The organism is Lancefieldella parvula (assembly GCF_963547875.1).
In the GTDB taxonomy this organism is placed as follows: Bacteria; Actinomycetota; Coriobacteriia; order Coriobacteriales; family Atopobiaceae; genus Lancefieldella; species Lancefieldella parvula_D.
The window spans coordinates 1-26,792 of record NZ_CAUUSI010000010.1; the positions used below are offsets into that span (position 1 = coordinate 1).

Here is a 26,792-nt window from a genome sequence, read left to right on the forward strand (position 1 = left end):
ACTTGTGAAATACAAATACTTAACTAATTCATATAGCTAAAAACTATATCTTAACGTTTACCGTTCCACTCATCTAAGAACTGATTAACATACTCACGCATGTACTTCTCGCGAGCTTTTCCTAGCTCTTTGCCACTGCGTGTATTCATCATGCCCGTCAGTAAAAAGAGTTTCTCGTAGAAGTGGTTGAGCGATGTTGATGTGTGTGAGTGATACTCCTCGCTGCTCATGTTGAGAGTTGGTGGTTCATCCGGATCGTACATACCGCGACCATGACTTCCGCCATAGGCAAAGGTGCGCGCAATACCAACTGCTCCAAGTGCGTCCAGGCGATCTGCGTCTTGAACACACATTCCTTCAAGCGTCGAAGGAATAACTGAGTCCGTTCCCGAGAAAGAAACCTCATCAATTGCGGTACAAATTGACTGGATAGTGGCCTCGTCGACAGTATGCTGACGCAGAAACGCAACGGACCTATCCTTATGCTCATGCGTCTCTGGAGAAAGCTTGATGTCATCAACATCGTGCAAAAGTGCAGCAAGGGCAACAATCTCTTGATTTGCCCCCTCTTCTTGCGCAATTCTTACTGCCATTTTGTACACACGCAACGTGTGGAAGTAGTCGTGGCCACTAAAATCTGTGGAGAAGACCTCTTTTACAAAGTCCAAAGCGTCATCGATAATTTTTGATTCCATAACTCCCCGCTCAACACATTCAAACGTATCTCTCACGCATTATTTGCGCAGATTGTGCATCCTCTTAACTGTCTTTTTCTTAGTGTACACAGCCTCTCTTGCTTGAGAATTTTGAAGCTCAAATTTCATGAAATTGTTAACCATCCAGCTTCCACTATTCAGTTTCCGAATAACTCACATTTGTCTCAAAATTTAATACATTTCTATTACAATTTTTATCCGTTGCACGTTTATGACAAATGTCGAGAAAATCGTCAAAAATAGAGCAATTTAAATGCCATTTTTCAACGTACCAAATATTTTGATTAAATTATTTATATAACATTAGTCCAAGAGGTTTTTTGAAATGTGTTCAAACTATAAAAATCGCTGGTTGAGCTAACAATTTTTATCAAAATAATAGATAATTATCTATACGAAAAATGCTCTGAATATGTGTCATTTATCTCTATCGTGCTTATCGTGATGCATCACTTTCAGCGCAAGATTTAATTGCAATTTTTGTTGGGGTATTCACTATTTGTTAGGGGTAGGTATGGAAAGAAAAAACAAGAACTTTGCAAGCAAAGGGGCAAAGACAGCTATGTCTTTGGTACTCGCGCTCTCTTTGGTCCCTTCTTCAGCGTTAGCAGAAATTGCTAGCACTCAAGAGGTAACTCAGACGCAAGAAGTTGCAGCAACTCAAACAAGTGATGCAACTGCCTCAACCTCTGAAGCAACAGCAGAGACCTCTGCTGAAACCACCACTAACGCAGAAGCTACTTCCAACCAGCAGACCTCTGAGCAGACTGCTGCTCCTGCAGAAAGATCTTCTCGCCGTGTTACAAGAAGCCTTTCTTACATCTCAACTGAGCTCTGGGTAGACGGAACCAACGGTAGCGATACTAACGAGGGCTCCAGCTCCGATCCTGTTAAATCTCTCCAGAAAGCACTGGAGCTGTGGGGAGAAACTTCTTCAATCTACACCATTCATCTCAAAGGCAACCTTGATTTGACCTCTACGGTTACCATTCCTTCTGGTCTTACACTCAAGATTGAATCTGAGGGCGCAACGCTTACTGGCACTGGAAACAGCATTGACGGTCTGGTTCTTTCACCTGGCTCAACGCTAACTGGCACAGGCACTCTTACCATGTCAGGCTTCAAAACCGCCCTCACTGCAGAAGATGGCTCAACCATCACCGATGGTACCTATGTCTTTAGAAACAATGCAGGTGCAAGCGGTACTCGTGGTATTTCTCTTGGCGGAACCGTTAGCGGTAGCACCAACAAGAACAGCGTTACCATCACCGCAGACGATAAGAGCAATACAAACTTCTTTGAGTCTGGCGTTACCTTTGAAAACGCTACCATCAAAGTAACTTCACAGGCTCGTACCTGGAATGATGCTCGCAACCTCAACCTTAAGAACACAGACCTTACCGTTGAAGGCTTTGGTCAGACTTTCTACGTCAACCAGCTCAACATGAATAACTCTACGCTGACCATTAATCCTTCATGGTACGGCGCTACGGGCATGACCATCCAGGGAACTTCCAATATTGTTAACTCCACCATCAACGCAAATGCTGGCTCAACTTCTGGCATTTCTGTTGGTGTAGCTGGTGGAACAGTAAACGTTACTAACTCAACCCTTAACTTCACTAACGGTGGAACTGGCGGCCTTAACGTCAACACTGGTGACGTCATCATTAACAACTCCACGATTAAGGGAGATGGTCGTAACTCTGGCGCCCTCTTTGGAGCCCAGACTAACGGCTCCATCCAATTCACCGGAAACAGCCTGGTAGAAACCCCTGCTACCAAGAACTCCGATAACGGTGCTGGCCAGACTCGTCAGAACTACAACGTTGTTGGCGGCTCTTACCTGCTCAAATACGCACCAAGCTACAACAGTGGCTTTGGTAGCACTATCCCTACAAACGGCGCAGCTAACGGCAACGAGGTTCTCTCGCTCTTTACCCTTGCCGACCCATCAACTAACTCTCTGAACCTCATTAATGCTAACGGAGCAACCTATACCTACCCAGTTGCTAATGCTTCAAGCGATGGTCAGAAGCACGTTTGGACACCTGCCGCAACCGTTACCTTTGACCTCAATACCCCAGGCGTTACCGGCGTCAACCCAACATTTGCTGACGGCACTACTGCTAACAAGACTGCTCTTGCTATGCGCGGCAACTCTCTTGCAACTGCTTCTTCTGTAGCAGAAGGCTCCACTACCCTACCTGCAGATCCTTATGCAAGTGGTCAGGAGTTTGACGGCTGGTACTACACCGACACTGCTGGTACCGAGCACCAGTTCACCGCTGATACCCAGGTCACCTCTGACATGACGGTCTATCCACATTGGAAGGCCAACACCTCATGGCTTTACGTTAGGTACCACAATGGTAACGGCGTCTCTGTCATTGACCGCGTTGCCACCAACGCTAGCCGTACCGTAACGGTTCGCTCTGACGCTGATGTCAACAACCTCGACAATAACTTCAATATTGCTGGTAAAACCTTCAAGCGCTGGACCACCCAGGCAAACGGCGCTGGTGACGAGGTTGCAGCTAATTCCAACCTGGCTGTTCCTGCAGGTACTGATACTGTTGATTTGTACGCAGACTGGGAGGAGCAGCACCTTACCGTGTCCTTCTCGGCAAATGGTGGAACCTTCTCTGCGAACAGCGTCTTTAAGCAGAATCCAAACGTCTTTGACATCACCACCGATGCAAACGGCGGTGAAGTTGCAACTATCAAGACTCACCCAACTGTTGCTGAGCAGACCAATATCAATGCACTGCTTCAAAACCTTAGCGGCAACACTCTCAGCGCTACAACTGCTGGAATTGCAAGTCCTACCAGCTCTAACACCAATACTGCCTACACAGACATTGCAACTTTTGAGAACCACATTCTGGACAACGCGGATGAGCCAATGACCTTCTTTGGCATTGTGTTTGGTCACAACTACCACTACTGGTTCACCGACGCTGCAGGCAACTCCCCTGCAACCATTAACGGTGGCGCAACGCTTACTAACGATGTCACCTACTATCTCAAGTGGAAGGAAGATCCTTCCATCCAGAGAGTAGAGCTTACTAGCGATCTTCCTGCTGATATGTGGAGTGACTCTCAGAGCAACACCACTCAGATCAAGGAAGTTTCCAACAACCAGAGCTTTAGCCTTACTGGCGCTATTGACGCTACTTCCGTCATTAATCAGATGAGCGCTTTTGAGAATGGCATTGCTGGCGGCCTCAACGACCTAACCAAGATTACGCTTTCTGGCACAACTTCTACCTTTACTGCAAAGCTCACGCTTCCTGCTGGCGTTGTTGTCCCAGCTAATCCAACAGTAACTACCTCTGGCCTTGGTGATCTCTTCGAGGTTACAAACGTTTCTGTGAACGGTCAGGAAGTTACCGTTACCCTGAAGCTCAAGGGCACTTACACCAACTACAAGCAGCTCAAAGACGCTGTCGAGACAGTTGGCAAAGACGATGCGGCTACCGCAGAAATTGCAAGACCTCTTACCGTAACTGTTGATGGTCTCACGCTTGACCCAACTCAGGTAACCAATGGTCAGGAGCTCACCGCTACAGGTACTCTTACTGGCACCTTTGAATCTTTTGCAAAGAACACCGTCACCAACGTCACCAAGAAGTTCGAACTTTCTTGGAACGGCGTTCAGATTGCTGCAAGCAGAGACCCTCGTGGTACTGGCATTCAGCAGACTCTGATTGTGAACAACCCAATTGAGATGAACCTTCCTGCAGATATGCTTGCTGACGAGAATACCGAGCATGACCAGGTCATCACTATGAAGGCAGGCTCTACCTTTAACCTCACTGGCTCAATTCTTGCTTCCTCTATCCAAGAGCAGATGAACAACATTGAGCGCGCCTACCCTAATACCAACCACGACACCATTACGCTGAGCAACCTGAAATTCAAGTTCACAGCAACTCTGACCGTTCCTGAGGGAATGACGCTTCCAAGCAACCTTGATGCCAACACCATCCAGGCTTCCAACTTTGGTAGCGGCTTTAAGGTCAGCGATGTTCAGGTCAACGGTCGTACGGTTACCGTCACCTTTGAGCTCAGCGATCCTTCCTCCATTAGAACGTACTCTGACCTCGAGCGCATTGTTGATGAGGCAAGTGCCAACGATGGCTGGATGAAGCTCACCATTCCTAGCGTCACCATTGACTCCAATGTTGCTGCAGGCACCCAGCTCACCGCTGTCGGCACCGTTACCGGCTCCTTCAGTGCTATTGCTGATTCCGCAGCTGGCAACCGCAAGGTCTTCTCGTTCACCTGGAATGGTGTCCAGTGGCCAGATGGTAAGGACGCCGTTGCAACTGATAACGACACAATCCAGCTAACCATTACTGTTGCAGAGGATGAGACTCCAGAGACTCCTTCTACTCCAACTAAGCCATCTAAGAAAAAGAAGCAGAAGACTCCATACACCGGAGATGCTTCTGCTGCAGCACCTCTTGCTGCACTTCTCGCTGGTATGACCGCTGTAATGACTTCACTTGGCATTACTAAGCGTCGTAAGAATAAGTAAGAAAGAAAGTGATTGGTTCTGTATCGCTCTAGTTAGGATGTGCTATGAAAAGTAAGGCAAGGATTGTAGCGGGGTTGCTTTTAGCTGCCGTTGCATTCGTCGCAGCATTGCTGCCCAACCTTAGCGTAGCTTACGCAGAAGACACCACAGGTCTTCAAATCAATGCTCTGAGCATTGAAGATGCGTCGACTCACGCCCAAGTTGCTGACCTTCTTGCAGGTCAAACCCCTGCTCTAAAGGCGGGAGTCACCTACGCCTTGAATGTTGGCTACACAATCCCTGCCTCGCTGCAGTTCTCGCCAACCTACCTCAACGTGAGGTTTGGAGACGGACTCTATGTCACAGGTCTTCCAGGTGCAACGTTTACCGTTGGTGGCATCTCAAACACCAGCTTCTCTGACCTGGTTACCACACCTACGGGAACGGGAACCCTTCCTTACGGCTATCCTGGCGCAAGTTCCGAGAAGAACCGCAGTGGTGATTTGGTCTACATGACCAATAACGGCCTTACCCAGGTTTCTTCCAGGGGAGAAATTCAGTTCAAGCTTGATGACGCTGTTGAGAACCAAAGCGCTAGCCAGGTTATCGCAAATGCAATTCGTGTTAGCTTGAGCACCGCTGCAACACAAAACATTGATCCACATACCTCATCTGTTACTGCAGCTGACGCTATGACCTACGGCTTCTGGGCTGACCAGTCCACCGAGGTTCTCTCTAAGGGTGGCACTACCTCTACCCTGCAGGTTTCTACCACAGGCTCTAAGGTACTCACCGAGGCAAACAGCAAGACTACGGTTCAGGTTGTCTATCCAAGTGATATGGAGCTTGTTGGTGTCAACGAGACCAGCCTCTACAACACCCCAGGTACCATCGTCTCTACTACCGATGATGGCACTAACAAGACCGCAACAGTTGAGTGGAACGAGCCAGGCTCTTACGCAGGTACCCCAACCTTTAAGCCACAGATTAAGGTTCCTGCATCAAGCACCAGACCTAACAACTCAACCTTTAACGTCACCATTAAGAACCTCACTATGTCCGTTTGGAATGACACTCCAAACGTCAACCGTTCCTCCGCAAACGCTTCTTCTACGCTTACGGTTACCGTAATTGACGGTCTTAACCCAGAGCGTCTTACCACACACGCTCTTGTCGATACAGCTCCTAACTGGGCATACAAGAAAAACGATACCTACAACGTTCGTCTTGGCACCTATCTCATCAAGAACGAGCTCTCCTCAGACACCGCTCCAAAGACGCTCGAGATGACCATCGATCAGAACCAGACCGCTATCATCCGCGGCGTCACCATCCCGTACAAGGCTGGTATGACCTATGGTCCAATCCACTGGACCGCATCAGACGGCACGAGCGGAACTGCTGACCCAAGCATTCTGCGTACCTCTGGTGTCTCCGCACTTATCACCAACACTGCCCTTGGTCTTGATATCAATACCTCCATTACTTCCATCAAGGTTGACCTTGGTCCAATTCTTGGCGGATACGATGGCATTAGACCAATGAGCGATCTTCTCGATACATGGAATCCAAACAACAAGCATGTCACTGACGAGTACTATGGCTGGAGCTACATCTCCAACGGCGTTTACGGCTCTTGGAAGAAGGGCACTAACGCCGACGTTGTCACTAACGTCAAGCTCTACAACACCGGCACCACTCCTGACGCAGGCGTTACGCTGACCGCTAAGTCCGGCGCGCCTAAGGTTCTTAACGGCGTTGGTAGCATCGATAAGACCCAGATTAACGGCGGTGAGACCTTCAAGATTTCTGGTCGCATCGACGACGCAAACTGGGACTGGAACCCTCTTCAGGAGCCAGTGCTCTACGTCATCATGCCTGAGGGCTTTACCTACAGCAACCTCACCGTTTCTAACGGCACGCTCAGTGCTCCTGAGTTTGTAGGAACGTACGATAAGGACGGCGTAGCTGTTAAGGTTTGGAAGTACACCATTGATGTTGGCGATGAGACTCGCGGCCAGTATCAGCCAGACTTTACCAGCAAGAACATGACTCTGAGCATGGATGTCCACACCACTGATCTTGCAGGCAAGGGCATCTATCACATCAATGACTTTGTTGGCATTACCACCAAAGACTTCAAGGAGATTGGTGCTCAAATTAAGTCTGAGCACTGGGACCGCAGCAACTGGAACACTTCCCAGTACACCAGCCTGTTTGGCAACAGCGTCAACTCTGGCGAGACCATGGTTTCTCTCTCCGAGCGCCCTGGTATCAACATTGCACAGGCATCTGCTATTGCCGCTGCATCTACCCTTTCTGTAAAGGATGGCGTCTCTGGAACCGTAACTGATTACACGTACGACTCCGCTGATCCAGGCGCAACTACCCCTGTTATGCAGCGCGATGACACCGCAACTGTTCACATTGCTGTCCGCAATAACACCGGTAACACTGCAAATACCACGCAGCTCTTTGTTCCATTGCTGTCTAAGTCTGCAGACCGCGGTGCTGGCATCAATCCAGAAGGTGCAACTCAACTGCCTCTGGCACTTGAAGGCGTAAGTTCTTCTTCCAACTTCTCTTACCAGTACATCAAGCTGAACCCTGGTGTTACCTACACTGCAAACCATGCTCCACAGCCTAGCGACTATACTGTAGTCACTGATCCTACTGAGGCCGACATGGTGCTGTTTACTTCAACGCACGCACTTGCTGCAAATAGCGGCGGCTTTGTTGACGTTACGTATAAGGTTGCCGACAACGTTGACGCTTCCTACGACGGTAATCGCAGCGTATTCAGCAGCGTTCTTGACTACGACATTGCTGGTAACCACTCCACTCGTACCCTCTCCACTCACGCTCTGAGCTATGCAGGCATTGACCTCAAGATCAATAAAGTCTGGGACGATAACAACAATGCAGCTGGTAAGCGCCCATCCACAACTGACTTTGGTGCTAACAATCTGGTTCTCTCTAACGATAAGAACCTCGACACCAGTACCATCACACCAACAGTTACCGATAACGGCAATAACACCTACACCATTGTCTACAAGGGTCTTCGTAAGTACGTAGACAATACTGCTGCTGATACTGTTTCGTACACCATCACCGAGAACGTTCCTAATTCCTACGTTTCAACTAGAAGCAGTATTTCTCGCGTCGAGCAGTACACCACCACTCAGTCGCTGGTAAATGTCTACAATGTCAGGCCTACCATTGTGACGCCATCCGTTACCAAGATTGTCGAAGGCGATTACCCAGTTGTTCCTATACCTGGAGGGCCTTCACCTGCGTCTCTGGTTAATTCTTACCTGAGCTCAAGTAACGTTAGCGCAGCAGGCGCCACAAGCACTGCAAGCGCGACAAGCGCTGACGACACTGCAAGCGGCAGCTTTGCCGAGAGCCTGATCAACAACTTCCTGGCGAACGGCTCTGAAGACGAGGGCGACGCTCCTAACGTCTTTATCTTTGAGATGACACGCCTTGATCCATCCAGCCCTATGCCTGAGGGATCTACCGGCAATACTGCTCGTACACGCAGGCTTCTCGGTGGCGACGCTGTATTCCGCAACATTACGTTCACTCAGCCTGGCACCTACGTGTACACCATCAAAGAGGTTACCGGCACCCAGAACATTCAGTACGATCAGAGCGTCTACACCGTTACCTATAACGTTACTGACGACGGTACTGGCCAGCTTGAGGCAACACGTACTATGACCAAGACTGACGAGGACGGAAACGTTACTAGCGTTGACCTTGGCGAGCATAACGATGCAACAGGCGCTGTCTTTACTAATGTCTATCCTGATCCACTGCCAGCCAGGGACTATCCAGTTGTCCAGAAGGTTGTTACTGGTAACGCACCAGATGCTCCAACCGACTATCCATCAGTTCTCCCTGATGACAACGGTGGCAATCCACGCACCGCAACAACCCAGGATATCTTCAAGTTCACTCTCACCCGTGACGATCCTTCCTACCCAATGCCAAACAACGCAACAACAGATACTGTTGAGACTTCTGTTGCAGTTTCTGGCGATAATAACTTCGGTGAGCTAGTCTTTACTCAGCCTGGCACCTATGTCTACACCATCAAAGAGGTCACCGGTACTAATCAGAGGGTGACTTATGACAAGTCTGTCTATACCCTCACCTACACTGTCTTCAAGAATGATGATGGCGAGCTTGATTTCACCTATCACATTACTAAGACTGCCGAAGATGGAACTGTCACTGAGGTTGACCAGTGTGAGTGCAACAGCACACCTCCTCTGGTCTTCACCAACGACTATCCAGAGCCTGAACCTCAGCCAACACCTGAGCCTGAACCAACCCCAGAGCCTGAGCCAACACCTAGCCCTGATCCACACAAGCCTTCTAAGACCAAGAAGAAGCGCGTTTTGCCAGACACCGGCGATGTCGCTGAGCTTGTGATTGCTTCTGTTGGAATGGTTGCTTCTGGCATCACCGCTCTCGGCTTTGCGCTAAGGGCCCGCAAGCAGAAGTAAGACCCAACTGCTAGAGCGATCTTCTCGCCCACAAAGCATTAATGTTCTACGAAATAACCCCGGATTTCCCCGGGGTTATTTTTTGTGCAAATTCTTCTGCAAATTCATCTTTGAGGATTTATCCATTAACGAAAAATATACGACCTTTTACAGAAATGCTTTTATCTCTCGTCTGCATCGAAATCATAATTTCTAATAACTATTGAAGAAATCTACGTAGTTCCATCCTTCTGTCCGTTCTGTTGTACAGATGTTCTTTTCTAACTGGAAATACTAATCACATAGATTTCTCTTACAGAAAGGACTTCTTATGAAGCCTACTATTGACTTAGATGCTGCTCGTAACAAATTAGTTGGTGGCAAAGATCAACTTCTTAAGAAAATTGATGAGGTAAAAATCCCTGCTAATACACAAAGCATTATATCTGCTGCAGGAGACGCTATAACTGCAACTGCTAAAGGAGTAGCTGACAACGCAGTAGAAACTGCATCAAATGTCTCAAAAGCTGTTACTGACGGAGTTAATGTTATTAAGGAAAACACGCCTACAGCACGTCGCAAACAAGCTCGGATGAATGGATTTGGCGACGGAATTAAACAAGGCGCTTATCTTGCCGGAACAAAACGTTTTAACTTCCTCTATGCCTACGTTGCTACAATGTGCTATTTCCTCCGAGCCGATGGAGAGTTTTCATCACAGGAACAACTTTGGGTCGAAGAACAACTTGATAACCTACAGCTAGGCTTAGCACTTCCAGAGGCCGTTAAAGAGAAGTTGCTTTCTATAATCGCTGATGATTCCATAACTTTTGATGATGTTAAGGAGTTTCTTGAGGCTGTTGAGGTTTCTCAACTCGAATCAATTTCGAAAAAGGTACAGATTGCTATCGAAATTGATGAGGAAATAACCGAGGAAGAGCTAGCAGCAAATGAGCTCTTTAATGCATACATTACAGAAAGAGTTGCAAATGACATTGTCAATGACCAGCGAGTTAAAGAGATTATCAGCTCCGCTGTAAAGGAATATGGTGAAAATCTCGACCGCATTGATTATGAGTTTAAACAGCTTACTAAACTCCAGGATTCTGATGCAGCGTTCCTCATTGGCGCAACTGCACTTCAAGTTATTAGAGTTCTTCTCATTAATAAACTCACCGAGGTAGAACCTGCGGGATCGAACAATTTTAAAGAAGCTAGACTTCATGATGCTCAGAGTAAGATTTTCGAACAATTTAATGCTACTGAAGAAGCAAGTAGACCTCTTTATGCCTCCAAAAGCCATATATTATCTGCTCGTGGAGTTCCTTATGACGCCACCCGTTTTGCTGACGGCAATTTTGGAATATTTAAGGGCGCCAATCATCGCTTTGGAACATTTGGTCATGATCCAATTCTTGGACTGATTTTTGGAACAGCCAATATCATGACAAATACTCTTACTGCACCTAATCCAAATCCTCTTATTGGAAAATTTGGCTATCTGCCCACCTCCTTTAACGTAGAGTACGATCCATTTGGAAAGAATCCTCATATCACCACTCCTACGTCTACATTGTTGCTTTTGGGTGCTGCGGCAAAGAGAATTCCTTCTGAACCTGATGCAGCTGCTGCCGCATTAATTAAACAAATCATCCATATTGGTACAGATTTGTATACGCCAGTAGGAATCCAGCTACCTATCGAAAACCTGATTCTTAACAAGGCAACCACCGAAAAACTGACTAGCTATGTCAATATGGGAGACATTGTTAAAGTTGGTGGTCAGGCAGCGGCTGCGATTGCAATCAATTGGCTTGTTGCCGCTCTTCATGGATGCTCTCTCTTTAATAAAGATGATGGAACTGAATTTTGCTCTGAAATGTACCAAGTCAGAACTAAAAAGATTCTTCTTATCTCTAATTCTATTGCCACATCAAGCAGCGTTATTCAGGCTGCTATCACAAAGAATCCTAGAAACCTTGATATTGGTGGAGCTGCAGTTTTGATTTATAGACTCTTCACAGATATGAAATTCATATCCAAGCTTAAGCAGGAGTTTATGACATCTGAGCTGGCAAAGGTATATGACCAGAGGGTTCAGGGTCTTCTATAGCCTATAAGCAAAACAGCCGCCTTCAACTAAGAAGACGGCTGTTTTTCTTGGATAAGACGTTTTTCTCGCCAGAGGTTACTCCCCTAGCATGGTTTGTAGGTCATAACCGAAGGACTTAACAAACTCGTAGGCATCCTTCTGCCAGTCCTCTTTGAAGACGCCAGGGGCGGTCTCGAAGAAACTGGAGTCCAAATAACGAATAATAATGAAGTTGCTGTTTGGTTGGTCGAAGCCATTGCCCCTGGTGAAATCAATGCCATGACCAGTATTTCTTCTCATTGCTGCTTCAAGAATAGGCACTGTGAGCTCGTTTACGGGAACTACAATGTCTGCCCTATCAAAGAAGCCGCCCTTTTCTTTAGTGAAGACAAAGAGATTGTTGAGTGCGCCGCCAGCAACGCACTGAACTCGGCGAATGTCAGAAAGCTTGACCTGATGCTTTGCGCCAGAAATCACGCCATTTGCGATAGTAATCTTTTTTTCTTTGAGGCTAAACCCGAGCTTGGTGTTTAACGTATCAAGGTTATTGGGGAACTCGGTAGTAAGCTTATTAGCTGCAAAAGCGAGGATGATTGTCTTGGTATCCAGGATATTATGTCTAAATTCGCGGAGCTTTAGATCTGTGTCAATGCTAACGAGGTTGTGGCCTTCGTTGTCCTTAAAGGTAATCTCGTAAGGGCCGTTTGAGCTGCAATAGTTCAGCAAAAAGGTTGAACCAACCTCGGAAAACAGGACCTTGACCTCTGGCTTGCCATTACCCGGAACATAAGCCAAGCCGTCTTTTGTAACGGTATAAGAATATTTATCGTCGCACTTAATTGATACCTGTCGATCCTCAAAAATACTTCTCATATACCTTTTACCTCCACGTTTTGCAGTACAGGAAATAACTAGGAACTACCTTAAAATTATATCGTGTTGCTGGATAATTCTTTGCTGCACACTAAGTTTTCGGCGGATGAAGATAACTTGACGTTGGCAGATCCGTCAAAATCGTTAGGGTAATTTGATTTCTGCATAATAGACTCTGTTTATTCATAATCGTGAATACCGCAATTTTAGGGTACTGATTTTAGTGCCCAAAAAGGTAAAAAAGCCGTTTAGTTGGGGATGAAAATTGAAATTTCGTTATTTGAAGCCCAACTAAACGCAATTTTTACCATAGTTAAAAGTTTTTCCTGGGCAAACGCGTATGCAGAAAAATGTAACCCCCAACTAAACGCATTTTTTACCACTTGGCGCTAAAGCGGAAGTGAGAACTTTATAAAACGCCAGGATAGCAATGCGAACGCACAGTTCTGCGCCGCACATACGGTGGCCTTGGCTTCTTGGTGGCTTTAACGGTTTTGAGAGCGCTACGCAAAACAGGCTCCTGGTTTTACCAGGAGCCTGTTTTTAGTTAGCTATCAGCGTGTTCGGAAAGCCGCCCAGCTACTAGCTGTTCTTCCTTCTCAGAGCAATACCAAGACCACTCAGGGACAGAGCTGCAGCTCCAACAATTGAAGCAATACCTGAAGCGTCACCAGTGTAAGGAAGACCTGGCTTCTTAGGCTCTGGAGTAGTAGGTGGCGTGGTTGGAGGAACAACAGGAGCAGTGTTGGTCACTGTGAAACCGTCGTCCTGATTACCTGTGATCTGGGTTGTGTAGCCAGAAATAGGAGTCTCGGAGATGGTGTATGCGTACTCGTGACCATCAGTCTTGTCGTAGAACTCAAGGTTGCTGAAGGTGTGCTTCCAGTCGTCAGCTTTGGTGATGGTTACCCTATCAACCTCGACACCATCACGATACAGAACAATCTCAGCAGAATTGCCTTCCTGGTTCTCCCAAACCTTGGTGACCGGAATATCGCGAGTCTTCATGTTGGTGTTGGTTACTACATAGTTAGTAGCGTCGCCAGTAATCTGGGTGGTGTAGCCGTCAACTGCATCCTCAGTAATGGTGTAGTTGATCAGCGCACCATTGTTGTACTGGTTAAGGTTGCTGAACGTATGCTGCCAGTTGTCTGCAGCAGTCAGAGTTGCGCTCTGAACCTCAACACCGTCAGCAAGCAAGTGAATAGTTACGCTATCAGCAGGTGCACCAATCCACTTCTTTGTTACTGGAACAGAAACCTTACCTTCAATGGTGTTGGTAACTGTAAGCTCAGTAGCTGAAGAGCCGGAATAGGAAGATGTGTAGTGAGCAATTGGATCTTCCTTGACGGTGTACTCAATCTCGTGACCAGCAGTGTAACGTGGCAGGCCGTTGAAGATGTGAGACCAGTTGTTACCTGCGTTCAGATCAAACTCGTCCACCTGGGTGCCGTCTGCATAGAGCCTGACGTGAACACTAGCAGGGCGTAGACCCTGAGCATTATTGTCGTCAACCCAGACCTTCTTAACTGGAATACTCAAAGCCTCAGGAGCATGCTGGTTTGTAATTTCAAAGCCGTTAATGCTTGTGGTGTAGTCAGGTACAGCGTCCTCAGAAACGGTGTAGGTAATCTCTGTGTTGCCACTGAACTTAGGCAGGTCAGAGAAGGTGTACTCCCAGTTGTTTGCAGCGGTAACGGTCTTGTGCTGAACCTCAACACCATCCGCAAGAAGCCTGACAACAATGGAAGCAGGGCGCTTACCGTCGTTGTTGTTGGAGTCGTCCCAGAGCTTCTTACCAGAGACGGAGACCTTCTCCTGCTGCAGCTGGTTGGTAACACTCAGTGCAACGGAATCGTTTGGTGAATTCTCATCTGCCTGACCAGAAGTAGCGGTTACCTTGTACTTCTTACCGTTGTAAGTGACCATGCCATTAGCGTCTGTGCCTACCTCTTCAAGAGTGTAGACAATAGGAGTCTTTGTGCTGGTACCATCGTTGTGAGTTTCAACGGTGTACTTACGAAGGTGTGTGAACGAAGCAGTCCAGTTATTAGCCGCGGTAAGGTCAAGTGTCTTACCAGTATCAACGCCGTCGGCAAGAAGCTTTACGGTAATGGAGGTAGCATCTGGCTGAGCAATTGCGTTGCCGTCAGCGTCAAGCCACTTCTTCTCTACCTTGACATCCATGATATCAACAAGCTGGTTTGCGACCTTCTCGGTACGACGCATAGCAGCTTCGTTGTTGTAGATAACGCTCATGTCGTTGTATGCAAGAGCCTCGGAGAGGTTTGGATCATACAGTGGTGCCTTCATGGTAAGAACAGCAGACAGAACGGTGTATGGAGGCAGAATAGTGCCATCCTTACCAACAATCTTGATTGCCGTTACCTTGGTGTAGTCAGCTGGAGTCTTAGTCCATTCTGGGCTGTTAATCTCGTTGATATCGTTCTGAGCTGGGTGCTCATCGGTGCGATAGTAAATCTCGTACTGGGAGCTGACATCAGTTGAACCAATCCTCAGCTCAATAGGACCCTGAAGTGTATTGCTGAAAGCAGAGTTTCTGCCGTCGCCCACATATGGCAACACGTCGTACATAAGAATCTTATTCATTGGCGTGTTGTAGTAGTTACGAATGCTCAGACGATACTGGAAGAGTCCGCTGGTATCAGTGACGCCAGCAAAGTCAGTCATGATAGTAGCCGAGGTAAATGCCCTACCGTAGAATGTACCGCCGCCAGCAATATTTGGCTCAAGACTACGGATGTGTTTATCAGACTGGATACTCTCAACGTTGTTGCCAAGAACCTTTGCAGTTGCCTTCAGAATAGTCTCGTCAGTGACACCATTCATATTGATGTCAAGATTATCCCGAACAAAGTTACTGGCGTTATACATACCAGAGAAGTCATCTGGTGTGCCGTGAGTCCAGTTTGTGGCGTAGAAGTAGACGTCATTATTGTTGTTCAGAACGTCATTCTCGGCCTTAGAAGGAATGATGTCGTCGTTGATTACCAGGTTCCTAATCTCATAACCCATGGTTCCATACTGATACACGTATCCAGATGGAAGGGTAATCTTGATTGCATTGCGACCGGTCTCGTTGTAGTTCCTGATGTACTCAACCTTCTCAGGCTGCAGCGAGTCAGCAATTGGTGAAACCGAGGTGTTCGCGTCATAAGAAACGCCTGCAGGGAGAAGATCAACGAAGGTTGGATTCTTCAAATAACGAGCAGGTGAAAGCTCTGACAGTGCAAAGCCAAAGCGAGCACTGAAGCGCTCGTTTGGCATACCAACGCGCTGGTACCAAGAGGACTTGGACAGCCAGACCTTCTCGCTAAATGGAGTAAAGCGAGTATCCCAATTTGCGGAGAAGTTCATTGGGGTCTTGGTACCGTCGGTATTAACTTTGTTGGCATTGACCTTGATGATGTTGGTAATAGGTCTGTCACTGTAAACCTCGCCAAATGGATTCATGAACATCATCTGGATGTTGAAATCAATGTTGCTGGTTGGCTGCAGAGTTACGTTCTTAAAGTAAATACCAATCTTCCTGTACTGAGGAGACACAGCGGAAGCATTGGATGGATCAAGCGTACCCTGGTTGATCTGGTCCAGATAGGACTGCAGCTGCTGCTGGCTTGCCGAGTTCATGTCAGCACGGTAAAGCCAGTTTGCACCGTTCTTCCTGGTAGGAATGATGTCGTAGCTGCCGTCTGCCTTGTAGCCACGGACCTCAATCTGGTCCATGGAGAGTCCAACTCGCTGGCCAACTGCAACAAGATTGCCGGTCAGCGCAGTCATGAAGAGGCGGTTGTCGGTGTTGGCAACATCCTCGATGAACTCGATGTCGGTGAGTGGGGTGTCCAGCTTGTTGACCAACTTGATAGTGTAATCAAGCTTCTTAACAGCAAGACCGTTCTTGTCGTACTGGATGGTAACGGGACCGCGCTTGCTGAGCATGCCGTTGCCGCTGAAATCATTACCAGCAAGGCGGAACTGCTTGGTATCGTCGTCAAAGTTGTGCTCGTTGCCTGGGACTTGGCCAACTGTCTCTTCAGCGGCACTTGGGTTATAAGGAATGCCCTGAAGAGTAGCTGTGTTGTTAAAGATTACACGGTTAGTTCCATTGAGATAACGAGCTCCTGGGAAGGAAAGCTTGAGCTGGGAATACGCAGGAAGGTTATCTCTGATGTAGTCGTTGAGAATGGTAGTTCCTGCAGGAATATCAAACTTGAGGGTTACGGTACGTCCATCTGGGCCGAGTGTCCAGTTAGGGTTCTTAGCTGGGTCAAAGTGAGCGGTAACGGTTTGACCTGCTGCATTTACGTACGTAGGAAGGGTGTCGGTGATGATGATGGAGCGATAAGCGCGATAGTACTGGTAAAGCCTAAAGCTAAAGATGACGTCTGCGGTTTTATCGTTGGAAAGAGCGGACGAATCACCTGGGGCGTTAATGCCACCATACAGGAGCTGGTCGTTGGTCTCTTCACCTGCAACCTGCTTCATAAGCCAAGGCTTGTCGTAGGTAATGGAGTATGTCTGATCAGGCATGTTAGCAAGCTCGGTGCCGTCAGCATTGTACACACGAACAACTGGCTTGAGCTGGAAATCTGCTGGGGTAACCATGTCTCTGAAGCTCATAACGTAAGGAAGCTCCAGCTTAACGGTGGTATCGATAGTGTTGAGGTACAGGCGCTTAATGGTCCTGCCATCAGGGGTAACGATGGTCTCCTCGCGCTTGATAATAGGCTGAGTAGCTGCTGCTGGAGTAGCAAAGTTATCAAGGTAGGTATCAGGAGTAATGTTATTTGTATTGTTGATATTTGTATCAGACTGCTTGGTGTTTACCTCAATCTCCAGGTAAAGACCGTCGATTGGCTTATGGAGGCCAGTTGCGTCAATCTCGATACCTGTGGAGATATTTGCATTGCCCTTAACGGTTGTGGGAGAAGTGGGTTTAAGGTTAACAGTAAGCTCTCCATCAGCGCCAAAATCAATGTTTTGTGTTAACGGATATGTCACTGCCTTTGCAACAGTGCTTGTACCTAAAATAATGATACCGGTGAGCATCATTATTGCTGCAAACATAGTTGCAAACGTCTTCTTAAAGTTGCTCATATCAACCCCATCTTTCCTATCGAACATACCCCTGGAGATATACAAAGCTCCACTAAACATACTAATGGTTTTTGACAAAATATTTAAAGAAATATCGTGTTCAAATAAATTTTTTTATTTCAATCTTGGACAAAGACTTTGAAAACTGACTAAATTGCGCACAATTAATGCTACAAAGTGCGTAGATTTAACTTCATTACTCCTGGCGAGAAAAAACGTGCACGCCAAGCCATTCTTTTTTCCATTTTCTTCTTACTCCTTCAAAAAAATTGGCTGGCGTATACGCGTCAGCCAAAAATAATTCTTCGGTCAGTACTTTCTGCAAAAAATGATACTGGAATGAGCACATATCAACAATAAACAGACATCCCTATGAATAAATAATCAAATTAACTCCATAGTTTTGTACCACGGAGTCGTCGTGGCGACGAACGTTGCTTTTGGATTGACTTTAAGTTGCCTTTAAGTTGTTTTCACTTCCAAGTTCATCGGGTTTCTCGCCAAAATGTTGTGGATACAACAAATGAGCGTAACAAACAAACGTAAAATAGAGTTACTGCTAAGCAATCTGCAAGTAAAATTAAACAAACTGCTGTTAGACACTATAGGAGAGTCGTGCCAGAACGAGCCTACATTTCCAGATCAACTCACCTGATGGGCGCGACTATCACCATTTCTTTATTGCCACCTTCCAATGATGCGCAGGAAGAGCGCGCTGCAGAACAGCTACTTGATAACGTCTTTGAACTCCTTAACATCTATAACCAGCGGTTTAGCGCAAACGACGCCAATTCCGAGCTTATGCAGATCAATCATGCAGCAGGCAAGCATCCTGTCCCCGTTGACCCTGAGCTGTTTGAGCTCATTCAAATTGGCAAAGAACAAAGCCTTATACCTGCAAGTCATTTAAACATTGCACTTGGCCCCTTGGTACAAACCTGGCGAATCGGCTTTTCTGACGCTCGCATTCCAAATAACGCCGAGGTCACGCACGCGCTGTCGCTTACTGATCCACAACTCATTGAATTGGATCCTCTGAGCTGCACCGTGTTTCTCGCCAAAGAGAGCATGAAGCTGGACCTGGGGTGCTTGGCCAAAGGCTATATCGCTGACAAAATTGCAGATTATCTGAAAAGTCAGCACGTTATGTCCGCCCTTATCAACCTTGGCGGTAACATTAAGACAATTGGCTCCAATGTGCTCTCGAACAGGCCGTGGCAGATTGGCATCCAGAATCCGCGACAACCGCGAGGCACCAACCTTGCTGTGCTGCCTATTTGCAACCAGTCCGTGGTGACCTCCGGTACCTACGAAAGGAAACTGCAGGTAAACGAGCACACCTATCACCACATTCTTGACCGCAAGACAGGCTATCCAGTTGACACGCAACTTACGAGCATCACGATTATCTCGGACAACTCACTTGATGGAGAAATTTGGACCACGCGCCTTTATGGCGAGAAACCCAAACAACTCCTTGCCCGTGTTGAACAAGAAAAAGGCATCGAGGCGCTCATAGTAACCACTGATAATCGCGTATATTATTCGTCGGGAATCTCGCCTGAGTTCCTTGCGTAATTCAGAAAGGAAGTTTGATGCTTAACTTTGTTGGCCTTATTGGCACCAATTCAAAAGAGTCAAATAACCGAAGACTCCTGCAGTTTATGCAGAAGCACTTTGCCGACAAGGCCTCTATTGAGCTGGTGGAGATTGACAACATTCCCCTGTTCAACAAGCCTCAAAAGATGAAGGTCCCCGAGGTTGTCTCAGAGCTTGCAAAGAAAATTGAGGCCGCCGACGGCGTCATCATCGCAACTCCAGAGTACGACCACTCCATTCCAGCGGTCCTGCAAAACGCGCTTGCTTGGCTGTCCTACGGCATCTTCCCTATGGTCAACAAGCCAGTCATGATTGTCGGCGCATCCCTGGGCACACTCGGATCTTCTCGCGCACAGCTTCAGCTCCGTCAAATTCTGGACGCTCCCGAGCTCAAAGCCGCAATCATGCCAGGTTCCGAGTTCCTTCTTGGCCGCGCCCCGCAGGCATTTGACGAGAAGGGCAACTTGAAGGACAAAGCTACCGTCAAGAAGCTTGACCTGCTCTTTGACGATTTCCGTCTGTTTGTGAAACTCAACGAGAAAATGGCCGCATCGCGCGAACTTCTCCGCAAAGAGGCCGAGAACTTTGACTGGGAAAACCTGTAGGCCTGGAAGGAACTACTACTATGAAATTTGTCGGAATCGTCGGTTCAAATGCGGAGATTTCCTATAACCGAAAGCTTTTGCACTTCATAAAAAGGCACTTTGCCAAGCAGTTTGAGCTTGAAATCCTTGAGATTGATAACATTCCTCTGTTCAACCAGGACCTCAAGTGGGACGAGAACTTCCAGCTCCGCCTGCTGTACAACAAGATTACCCGCGCTGACGGCGTCATTATTTCTACGCCCGAGCACAACCATACCATCTCACCTGCGCTGAAGAGTGTCATTGAGTGGCTCTCCTACGATGTGCATCCGTTTGAGAACAAGCCTGTCATGATTGTCGGCGCTTCTTACTACGACCAGGGAACTTCTCGCGCGCAAGTGCATCTGCGCAAGATTTTGGACGCTCCGGGCGTTAACGCATACGTTTTGCCTGGTAACGAGTTCCTTCTTGGAAAGGCCAAGCAGGCCTTTGACGAGGACGGCAACATTATCGACGAGCGCACCGTCAGCTTCCTGGGCCTTTGCCTGGATAACTTTGTCAAATACGTAGAGGTGGTCTCCAAGTTGAAGAAGCCAAAGCCAATCGCGCCAGAGGATCTGGACGTAACTAACTCAATTTCCACCACTATCCAGGGCATTGATCCCGACGATCCTGATTGGGTCGAGAAGGCCGCCGAGCTTGTGGGCGCGGTCTCGGGCGACACATACGTTAAACTTGATCACGGCATTTTGACGGTTAACCAGATTGACATGTTCCTGAAGGCAATGCCATTTGAGCTGACCTACGCAGACGACAACAACCAGTTCCTTTACTACAACAACGCTCACGACAACCCAGACACTATGTTGGCAAAACGCGTTCCTGAGCAGTCGGGTGACCGTCTTTCCACAGTTCACAGCTCTCTTCCAGAGGGTCGCATGAAAAACGTTGAGTTTGTCATCGGAGTGCTTCGTAACGGCGACAAAGAGTATGTACGCACCATTGTCCCAAGTACACCAGCCGACATTATCAACACCCATAACTACCAGGCAATGTACTACCCTGATGGCTCGTATGCAGGCATCAACGAGATTGTCTTCAACTTCAAGCCATGGTTGGATTGGTACCTACAAACCACAGGTCAGCGCCTCGTAAGCGCTAGCGGCGCAGTTGTTCCACCAGCTGGCGCTCCCGCCCCTGCTGCTGGTGCTCCCGCACCAAGTGCAGGCGTAGATGCTACCTCGGGTGCAAGCGCTTAACGTGCAGCTACGCGCGACCAAGCGTAATGATGCACAACTGAAGTGATACACTTCCCTCGCCTTCCAGAAATAGATCTCTGGAAGGCGAGTTTTTTGTATTAAGTTGCTAAATTTCTATTTAGGCTAAATATGTATTCATTTCTACGAATATCTATGCACAGATATTCAATTTTGTGTATCACTCAATTTTTGGGCGAAAATTTAAGGGTCAAAAAAGGTAAAAAATCCGTTTAGTTGGGGATCAAAACTTTAAAAAGTCATTTTTATGCCCAACTAAGACGATTTTTTACCACCATTGCAATTTTTTATCTGCGAAAACTCGCTATGCAGAAAAATGAAACCCCAACTAAACGCATTTTTTACCACTTTGGCGAAAATCAGCAATTGGCATTACTGGACATATCTCAATTAAATGGGCATCTTTCAAACCACTGCTCATCGCTTAACTTGTCGGGTATCGCCGAGCGATACCAGCGTCATCCGACAGTCACTACCCGTTGAACTTGTTGATCTTTCGATCGTAAGTAAGCAGGCCGTTTACCTCTTCCTCAACATCAGATACCTGCGTGTAAACGTATCCCGCAAGGCCCTCATCCTGCAGCGATTCCACCTCTGCAAGCAACTTTTTAACAGCAGCTCGCCAATCCTTGACCGTGGAAAAATCACCGTACCCATACGAGTGGTCAAGCGACGTATGACCTTGTGTCATCTGTGCGAGCCCGCCAAACTCAGAGATTATCACAGCTCGATTCTCCCGTTGCTTCCCGCTCCAACCTGCGCGAAGTGGTCGGAAGTAATTGTGAATGCTCAGAAAATCACCACAGTCCTGGTCATACCAACCGCTCGTCGCATCGATTGGACGTGTTGCATCCAAGGCGCGAACAACCTCAGTAGCTGCGCAAGCATCAAACTGTCCCCAACCCTCGTTAAAGAGCGTCCAAAATCCAATCGAAGGATGCCCTTCCAAGAGCTTGACCATTTCCTGACAAGTTTCTGTCCACTCCTTGCGATAGCCTTCGTCACCTGCGGATAAAGCCTCGTGATGACTTGGTGTTGTGTCGTCAAATCGTCCCCAGGTAAAGCTGAACAGCGTCGGCTTCTGACTCGTGTGCCAGGGACTATATGCGTTACCTCCCGAAACACAATCCTGCCAAACCAGCATGCCAATACGATCGCAGTGGTAATACCAACGCTCGCTTTCAATCTTGATATGCTTTCGCAGCGTATTAAAACCAGCCGACTTCATAGCCTCTATGTCATATACCAGCGCATCGTCGGATGGCGCCGTCAGCAATCCGTCAGGCCAATAGCCCTGATCCAGCACGCCACGAACAAAATACGGCGCTCCATTCAAATGCACCCTTGGCACACCCGCCTCGTCAGGCTTCACCTCAACAATACGAAACGCGCAATAACTCCGAACAAAATCGACCGCCGCACCATCCTGCCAAAGTGTTGCCTCCACGAAATAGAGGTACGGTCTCTCCGGCGACCACAGCTGCGGTTCGTCTACCTGCAGATTCACGCAAATTTCCCCTGCTTCGCTCACTGGAAGCCTGGCGAGAAGAACGTCTTGCCCAAGCTCATCCTTGAGCGCCAACTCCAGCTCCAGCGCGCTCGCTCGCGCGCTTGACTGCGCACTTTTTGGTCCGCTTACCTGCACGTTCGTCTTAACTTCAAGCACGCCGAACATGTCGCCCTTCAACGTCAGCGACTCAAGATGAGCTGCAGAAACAACCTCGTACCAAACGCTCTGCCAAATTCCACTCTGAGCGGTATACCAGATGTCGCCACGAGAAAGCCGCTGCTTACCGCGCAGTTGAGAGCCGGTATCGCTTGGATCCCAAACGCAAAGCACGAGCTCAGCAGTGCTTGTGCCCGGTACCGCGTCTGCCGCAGTCGCCACCTCAGCTGCACTCTCCGTCGCACTCTCCCCCACCTCGGCCGAGCCGAGCAGATCCGTAATGTCAAAAGAAAACGGCAGGTAACCGCCAGTATGCATACCGACAAGCTTACCGTTTACAAAACATGCGCACATCCAGTCGACCGCATCAAAGTGTAGAATGAGTCGCTGGTCATCGACCAGTTTTGGCAAGTCAATTTTGCGTCTGTACCACAAAAGCTCGCTCGGCAACACCGTTCGACCAACCCCAGAAAGCGGCGCTTCTGGCGAGAACGGCACCACAATCTGTCCATCCCAACGGGAAGGAATCTCCTGTTGCGAGAGGGTCTCTGCGTCCACCTTACCCTCTACCGGCACAATCGCATACTCCCACACGCCGTTCAACATCGCATACTTGTCACGCCGCAAACGAGGACGCGGATGCTCAGGCAACACGTTCGACACATCAAGCGCCTCTCCCCAAACAGTCGTCAGAGAATTCAGCGTTTCCTCCGTATGCTTTTTGGGTGCACTTGCCAAAACACGACGAATATCCAGCATCGAATCTCTCGTTTCTCATGAAGCAGCAGGTAGAAGCACTAACAAACTAGCATGACGTGAATAAAGCAGGCACGGCGCAAGCATGCCTAGCGGACGTATGTATATCATAGCCGCTTCGTAAAAGTATTTATATAGCGAGAAAATTAAATAAGCCCCAGCTCATCTATGGGGCTGGAGCTCAGCTAAAAGCAAATGTCCACGTGAATATCCACGTTAATATTCACGTTAATATCCACGTAAATGTCCACGGTAAACGTTAGCGCTTGGGAAACCACGGAATGCATCGATTAACTCGCTTGCAGTACTCTCTGTACTCATCGCCAAACTGCTCGAGAAGCCACTTCTCCTCCGTGACTTGCATCATCACAGTTAAAAGCGCCCAAAACACAAGCGGCAGCGGCAGTAGATAAAGGTTGCTTGAAAGTAAAGCTGCACCCGACATAACAAACGCAAATGCGGAGTAGATTGGGTTTCTGACCATTGCATAAACACCGGTGGTTACCAGCTGATTTGCGATGATTTTCTCGCGAAGTTTTTCTTTGATGGCAGCAGAAACCCACAACCAGATGCCAACAATCAGAAAAGCCGTGCCCACGGTATGCATCACGCCGACCGTGGCTCGAATGCGAAGGTACGGAAGAAAACCCAGTTTGGACAGGGTGATACACGCAACTGTCAGCGCCGTGATGGCAATCACATAAGCAGGGCCGACGCCAAGCACCGGAAGGTGATCATTCTTCTCGTTCTGAGCAGGCATTTGTTAAGCTCCGTTCGGTTAGCACTTTGTTAGCCTAAGTGAACTATGCTATAAAGTTTACACCTAACTGTGTTTTTACGTGAAGTTATGATCTGAATAAATTACCAAACCTCATAGTAAAGGGTGAAGATGAAGTAATGATATAAACATCGAAGGCATGCGGCTCAGTAATACAATCCTCTGCCACAGGAAATATTCTATTATTGTTTTTTCTAGCTTTATACAGTCCCGATAAGTCCATGATGGCTTAAGGAGCTTAATAAAATTCACCGCTATACATAGTCTTAATTCAACATCACTTAAAGAAGCTTATGTTTTTTACAAAACAAAACCGGAAATACAAGTCACTAAACTTGTACTTCCGGCTTTCTTCTATTTTCCTTATCTATTAGTTGTCAGATGAAAGATTGGTAATCGAAGTTAAAAAGCTAGTGGAAACAAGATATGGTGAGTTCTTATCATTCATTCTGTAAATAAGAGCCATATCTTTTTCTTTATAAATTACTTTTATTTGCTCTCCAACATGAAAATATACGCCCTCTTCAGCTGCTCCTTCTTGAACTACCTGACATTCTTCAGCTTGATCCAGAATCTGCTCGTCTGTTTTTCCTTTAAAAACTTTAACAAGTCTATGAAAAAATTCGATCAATTTTGGACCCGCAGCTACACCTACTCCAATTAGAGAAACTCCTACTGCTGCACACAATCTAATAAAATTTTTTGGTCCTCCAACTTTTTTTATTGCAACTACAGCAACTTGATAAAAGCCAAGATTTTTACTCATTTTTACCTCTTTCTACTTCACAGCTTGCTTCATTAATTTGACTAAATTGCCTAAAACTGGAACTAAAACCGTTGCTGCAGGAGCAATAGAAGCAGTTATTAGAGTGGCTCCCAAAACTGCACTTTGTTTAAAAGTTTCTTTCGAATCCGTCTTCAGTTCGCTATCTTCGCCACCAGTTGTAATTTGAGACTTTTCAAGTTCTGCTATAACCGGTTGATCAACGAATAACTGAATTATTTTTGCCAAGTCCTCATTTCCATTAACTACAATTTCATTGTTGAATACTGCTCTAATGGCAAGATAGTGCATCTTTGTCATTTGAGTCTTTCCTGTTTCCAAACTACTAATAGTTTGTTTTGTAACTCCAAGTTCATTAGCTAGCCACTCTCCGCTCCAACCTGCTGACTTACGAATAGTGGACAAATGTGCTTGTAGGCGTTTTATCAACTCCTCGTCTGTCGTATTCATTTACTTACTCCTTACTATCTATCTTACTATGTCAATTATTTTATACAAAATCATTTCATTGTCAAATAGTATTCCAAAAATTATTTCTGAATATTTTTATTGCAAACGTATCCTATATGAAAATTAATCTCTATAGAGCAGCAGAGTCTATCAATGTTAGCTACACATACTATGAAAATTAGCTGTTTAATGCGATTCATTTCTATTGAAATTAGCCATCAAAGTGTCCACCACACTGGACACTCAGAATCTTTTTTGGACCTATGATTATTCAACAGTGAGAAATAAATTACCTGTTCAAACGGCTGATTTTTCTCTAACATCTCTGAAAGGAACACACCATGGATCGAACAATTAACGTATCTACAAATATGAGCACGCAAGTTCCGCCTGATACCATAAACGTTGATATCACTATTCAGGGAACTTCGAAGACCCGTGAAGAATGTACCGCCAGATATAACGCGCTGCTTCAGACAATGAAAGATGCGCTTGAGCAAAACGCACTATCCGCTTCAATTCTGAAAAACAATAGGTACTCGATTTCAGCTCACGAGATTAAGCAGTATCAAAAAGAAAAATGGGAGCGCTATTACGTTGCTCATACAATTGTTGAAGGATTTGATTTTCGTGCAGAATTGTCCATTAAAGAACAACTTGAGACAGACCTTGTAGAGAAAATCTGGAAAGCACTCAGTTCGTGTGGAGATGAAGTGACTTTCTCAGTTGAATTTGCAATAGAAAATGAAAAACCTATTAAGAACAAACTTTCTACTGACGCTATTATTTCTTGTCGTCAGCAAGCTAACCTTCTTGCCAAAGCAGCTGGTGCAAAGGTTGTTGGACTGCAAAATGCGACTTATGACATTAAAGAAAAAGACTTTGTCTATACGGCTTGCGCTTGTAGTGCGTATGACGATTACGAAAGTAAAAATCAAGTACCTGCATTTGATCCGTCAGATATTGACGTTAATTGTTATGTAAAAACCACATGGGACATCAAGCTCCTACCGCCAGACGATCTTTTGTAATCCGTAATTTACCGCACCTCAAAGGGTTTCTCGCTTGGCGAGAAACCCTA

Annotated in this window: 14 protein-coding genes; 7 read left to right on the forward strand and 7 right to left on the reverse strand. The window is 46.9% G+C overall.

Going from position 1 to position 26,792, the window contains the following annotated elements:
• Positions 1-50 precede the first annotated feature (50 nt).
• Positions 51-695: an HD domain-containing protein gene (locus RWJ96_RS04810; RefSeq protein WP_314019227.1), complete on the reverse strand. Its 645-nt coding sequence runs from the start codon at positions 693-695 to the stop codon at positions 51-53.
• Positions 696-1,230: 535 nt separating this feature from the next.
• Between RWJ96_RS04810 and RWJ96_RS04815 the strand changes: the two genes are divergently transcribed.
• The 3 genes from RWJ96_RS04815 (at position 1,231) to RWJ96_RS04825 (ending at position 11,847) form a co-directional block, all read left to right on the forward strand.
• Complete coding sequence (locus RWJ96_RS04815; protein ID WP_314019228.1) at positions 1,231-5,259, forward strand: InlB B-repeat-containing protein; 4,029 nt, start codon at positions 1,231-1,233, stop codon at positions 5,257-5,259.
• A gap of 44 nt (positions 5,260-5,303) precedes the next feature.
• Positions 5,304-9,755 (forward strand): Spy0128 family protein, encoded by a 4,452-nt coding sequence (locus RWJ96_RS04820; RefSeq protein WP_314019229.1) that lies wholly within the window; start codon positions 5,304-5,306, stop codon positions 9,753-9,755.
• A 310-nt stretch (positions 9,756-10,065) separates the two neighbouring features.
• Positions 10,066-11,847: a hypothetical protein gene (locus RWJ96_RS04825; protein WP_314019231.1), complete on the forward strand. Its 1,782-nt coding sequence runs from the start codon at positions 10,066-10,068 to the stop codon at positions 11,845-11,847.
• Between the two features lie 75 nt (positions 11,848-11,922).
• On the opposite strand, the gene RWJ96_RS04830 is transcribed toward RWJ96_RS04825, so the two are convergent.
• Both RWJ96_RS04830 and RWJ96_RS04835 read right to left on the reverse strand, forming a co-directional pair.
• Complete coding sequence (locus RWJ96_RS04830; protein WP_314019232.1) at positions 11,923-12,699, reverse strand: hypothetical protein; 777 nt, start codon at positions 12,697-12,699, stop codon at positions 11,923-11,925.
• 582 nt (positions 12,700-13,281) lie between these two features.
• Positions 13,282-17,817: a Cna B-type domain-containing protein gene (locus RWJ96_RS04835; protein ID WP_314019233.1), complete on the reverse strand. Its 4,536-nt coding sequence runs from the start codon at positions 17,815-17,817 to the stop codon at positions 13,282-13,284.
• Between the two features lie 615 nt (positions 17,818-18,432).
• On the opposite strand from RWJ96_RS04835, the gene RWJ96_RS04840 reads away from it, so the two are divergent.
• Genes RWJ96_RS04840 through RWJ96_RS04850 form a run of 3 tightly spaced genes read left to right on the forward strand, consistent with a single transcriptional unit; the run spans position 18,433 to position 21,259 of the window.
• The gene (locus RWJ96_RS04840; RefSeq protein WP_314019234.1) at positions 18,433-19,395 is read left to right on the forward strand and encodes an FAD:protein FMN transferase; all 963 of its coding nucleotides are present in this window, start codon (positions 18,433-18,435) and stop codon (positions 19,393-19,395) included.
• 17 nt (positions 19,396-19,412) lie between these two features.
• Positions 19,413-20,021 carry an NAD(P)H-dependent oxidoreductase gene (locus RWJ96_RS04845; protein ID WP_314019235.1) on the forward strand — a complete coding sequence of 203 codons (609 nt, stop codon included), beginning with the start codon at positions 19,413-19,415 and terminating at the stop codon, positions 20,019-20,021.
• 20 nt (positions 20,022-20,041) lie between these two features.
• A complete protein-coding gene (locus RWJ96_RS04850) occupies positions 20,042-21,259 on the forward strand; it encodes an NAD(P)H-dependent oxidoreductase (protein ID WP_314019236.1) in 1,218 nt (405 codons plus the stop codon).
• 490 nt (positions 21,260-21,749) lie between these two features.
• Here RWJ96_RS04850 and RWJ96_RS04855 read toward each other — a convergent pair whose 3' ends face one another.
• The 4 genes from RWJ96_RS04855 to RWJ96_RS04870 form a co-directional block, all read right to left on the reverse strand.
• On the reverse strand, positions 21,750-23,702 hold the full coding sequence (locus RWJ96_RS04855) for a glycoside hydrolase family 2 protein (protein ID WP_396427212.1): 1,953 nt from the start codon (positions 23,700-23,702) through the stop codon (positions 21,750-21,752).
• Between the two features lie 256 nt (positions 23,703-23,958).
• On the reverse strand, positions 23,959-24,459 hold the full coding sequence (locus RWJ96_RS04860) for an isoprenylcysteine carboxylmethyltransferase family protein (protein WP_314019239.1): 501 nt from the start codon (positions 24,457-24,459) through the stop codon (positions 23,959-23,961).
• Positions 24,460-24,847: 388 nt separating this feature from the next.
• Positions 24,848-25,243: a hypothetical protein gene (locus RWJ96_RS04865; RefSeq protein ID WP_314019241.1), complete on the reverse strand. Its 396-nt coding sequence runs from the start codon at positions 25,241-25,243 to the stop codon at positions 24,848-24,850.
• A 12-nt stretch (positions 25,244-25,255) separates the two neighbouring features.
• The gene (locus tag RWJ96_RS04870; RefSeq protein ID WP_314019243.1) at positions 25,256-25,711 is read right to left on the reverse strand and encodes a transcriptional regulator; all 456 of its coding nucleotides are present in this window, start codon (positions 25,709-25,711) and stop codon (positions 25,256-25,258) included.
• A gap of 341 nt (positions 25,712-26,052) precedes the next feature.
• Here RWJ96_RS04870 and RWJ96_RS04875 point away from each other — a divergent pair, with 341 nt between their 5' ends.
• On the forward strand, positions 26,053-26,742 hold the full coding sequence (locus tag RWJ96_RS04875; protein WP_314019244.1) for an SIMPL domain-containing protein: 690 nt from the start codon (positions 26,053-26,055) through the stop codon (positions 26,740-26,742).
• Positions 26,743-26,792: the final 50 nt, after the last annotated feature.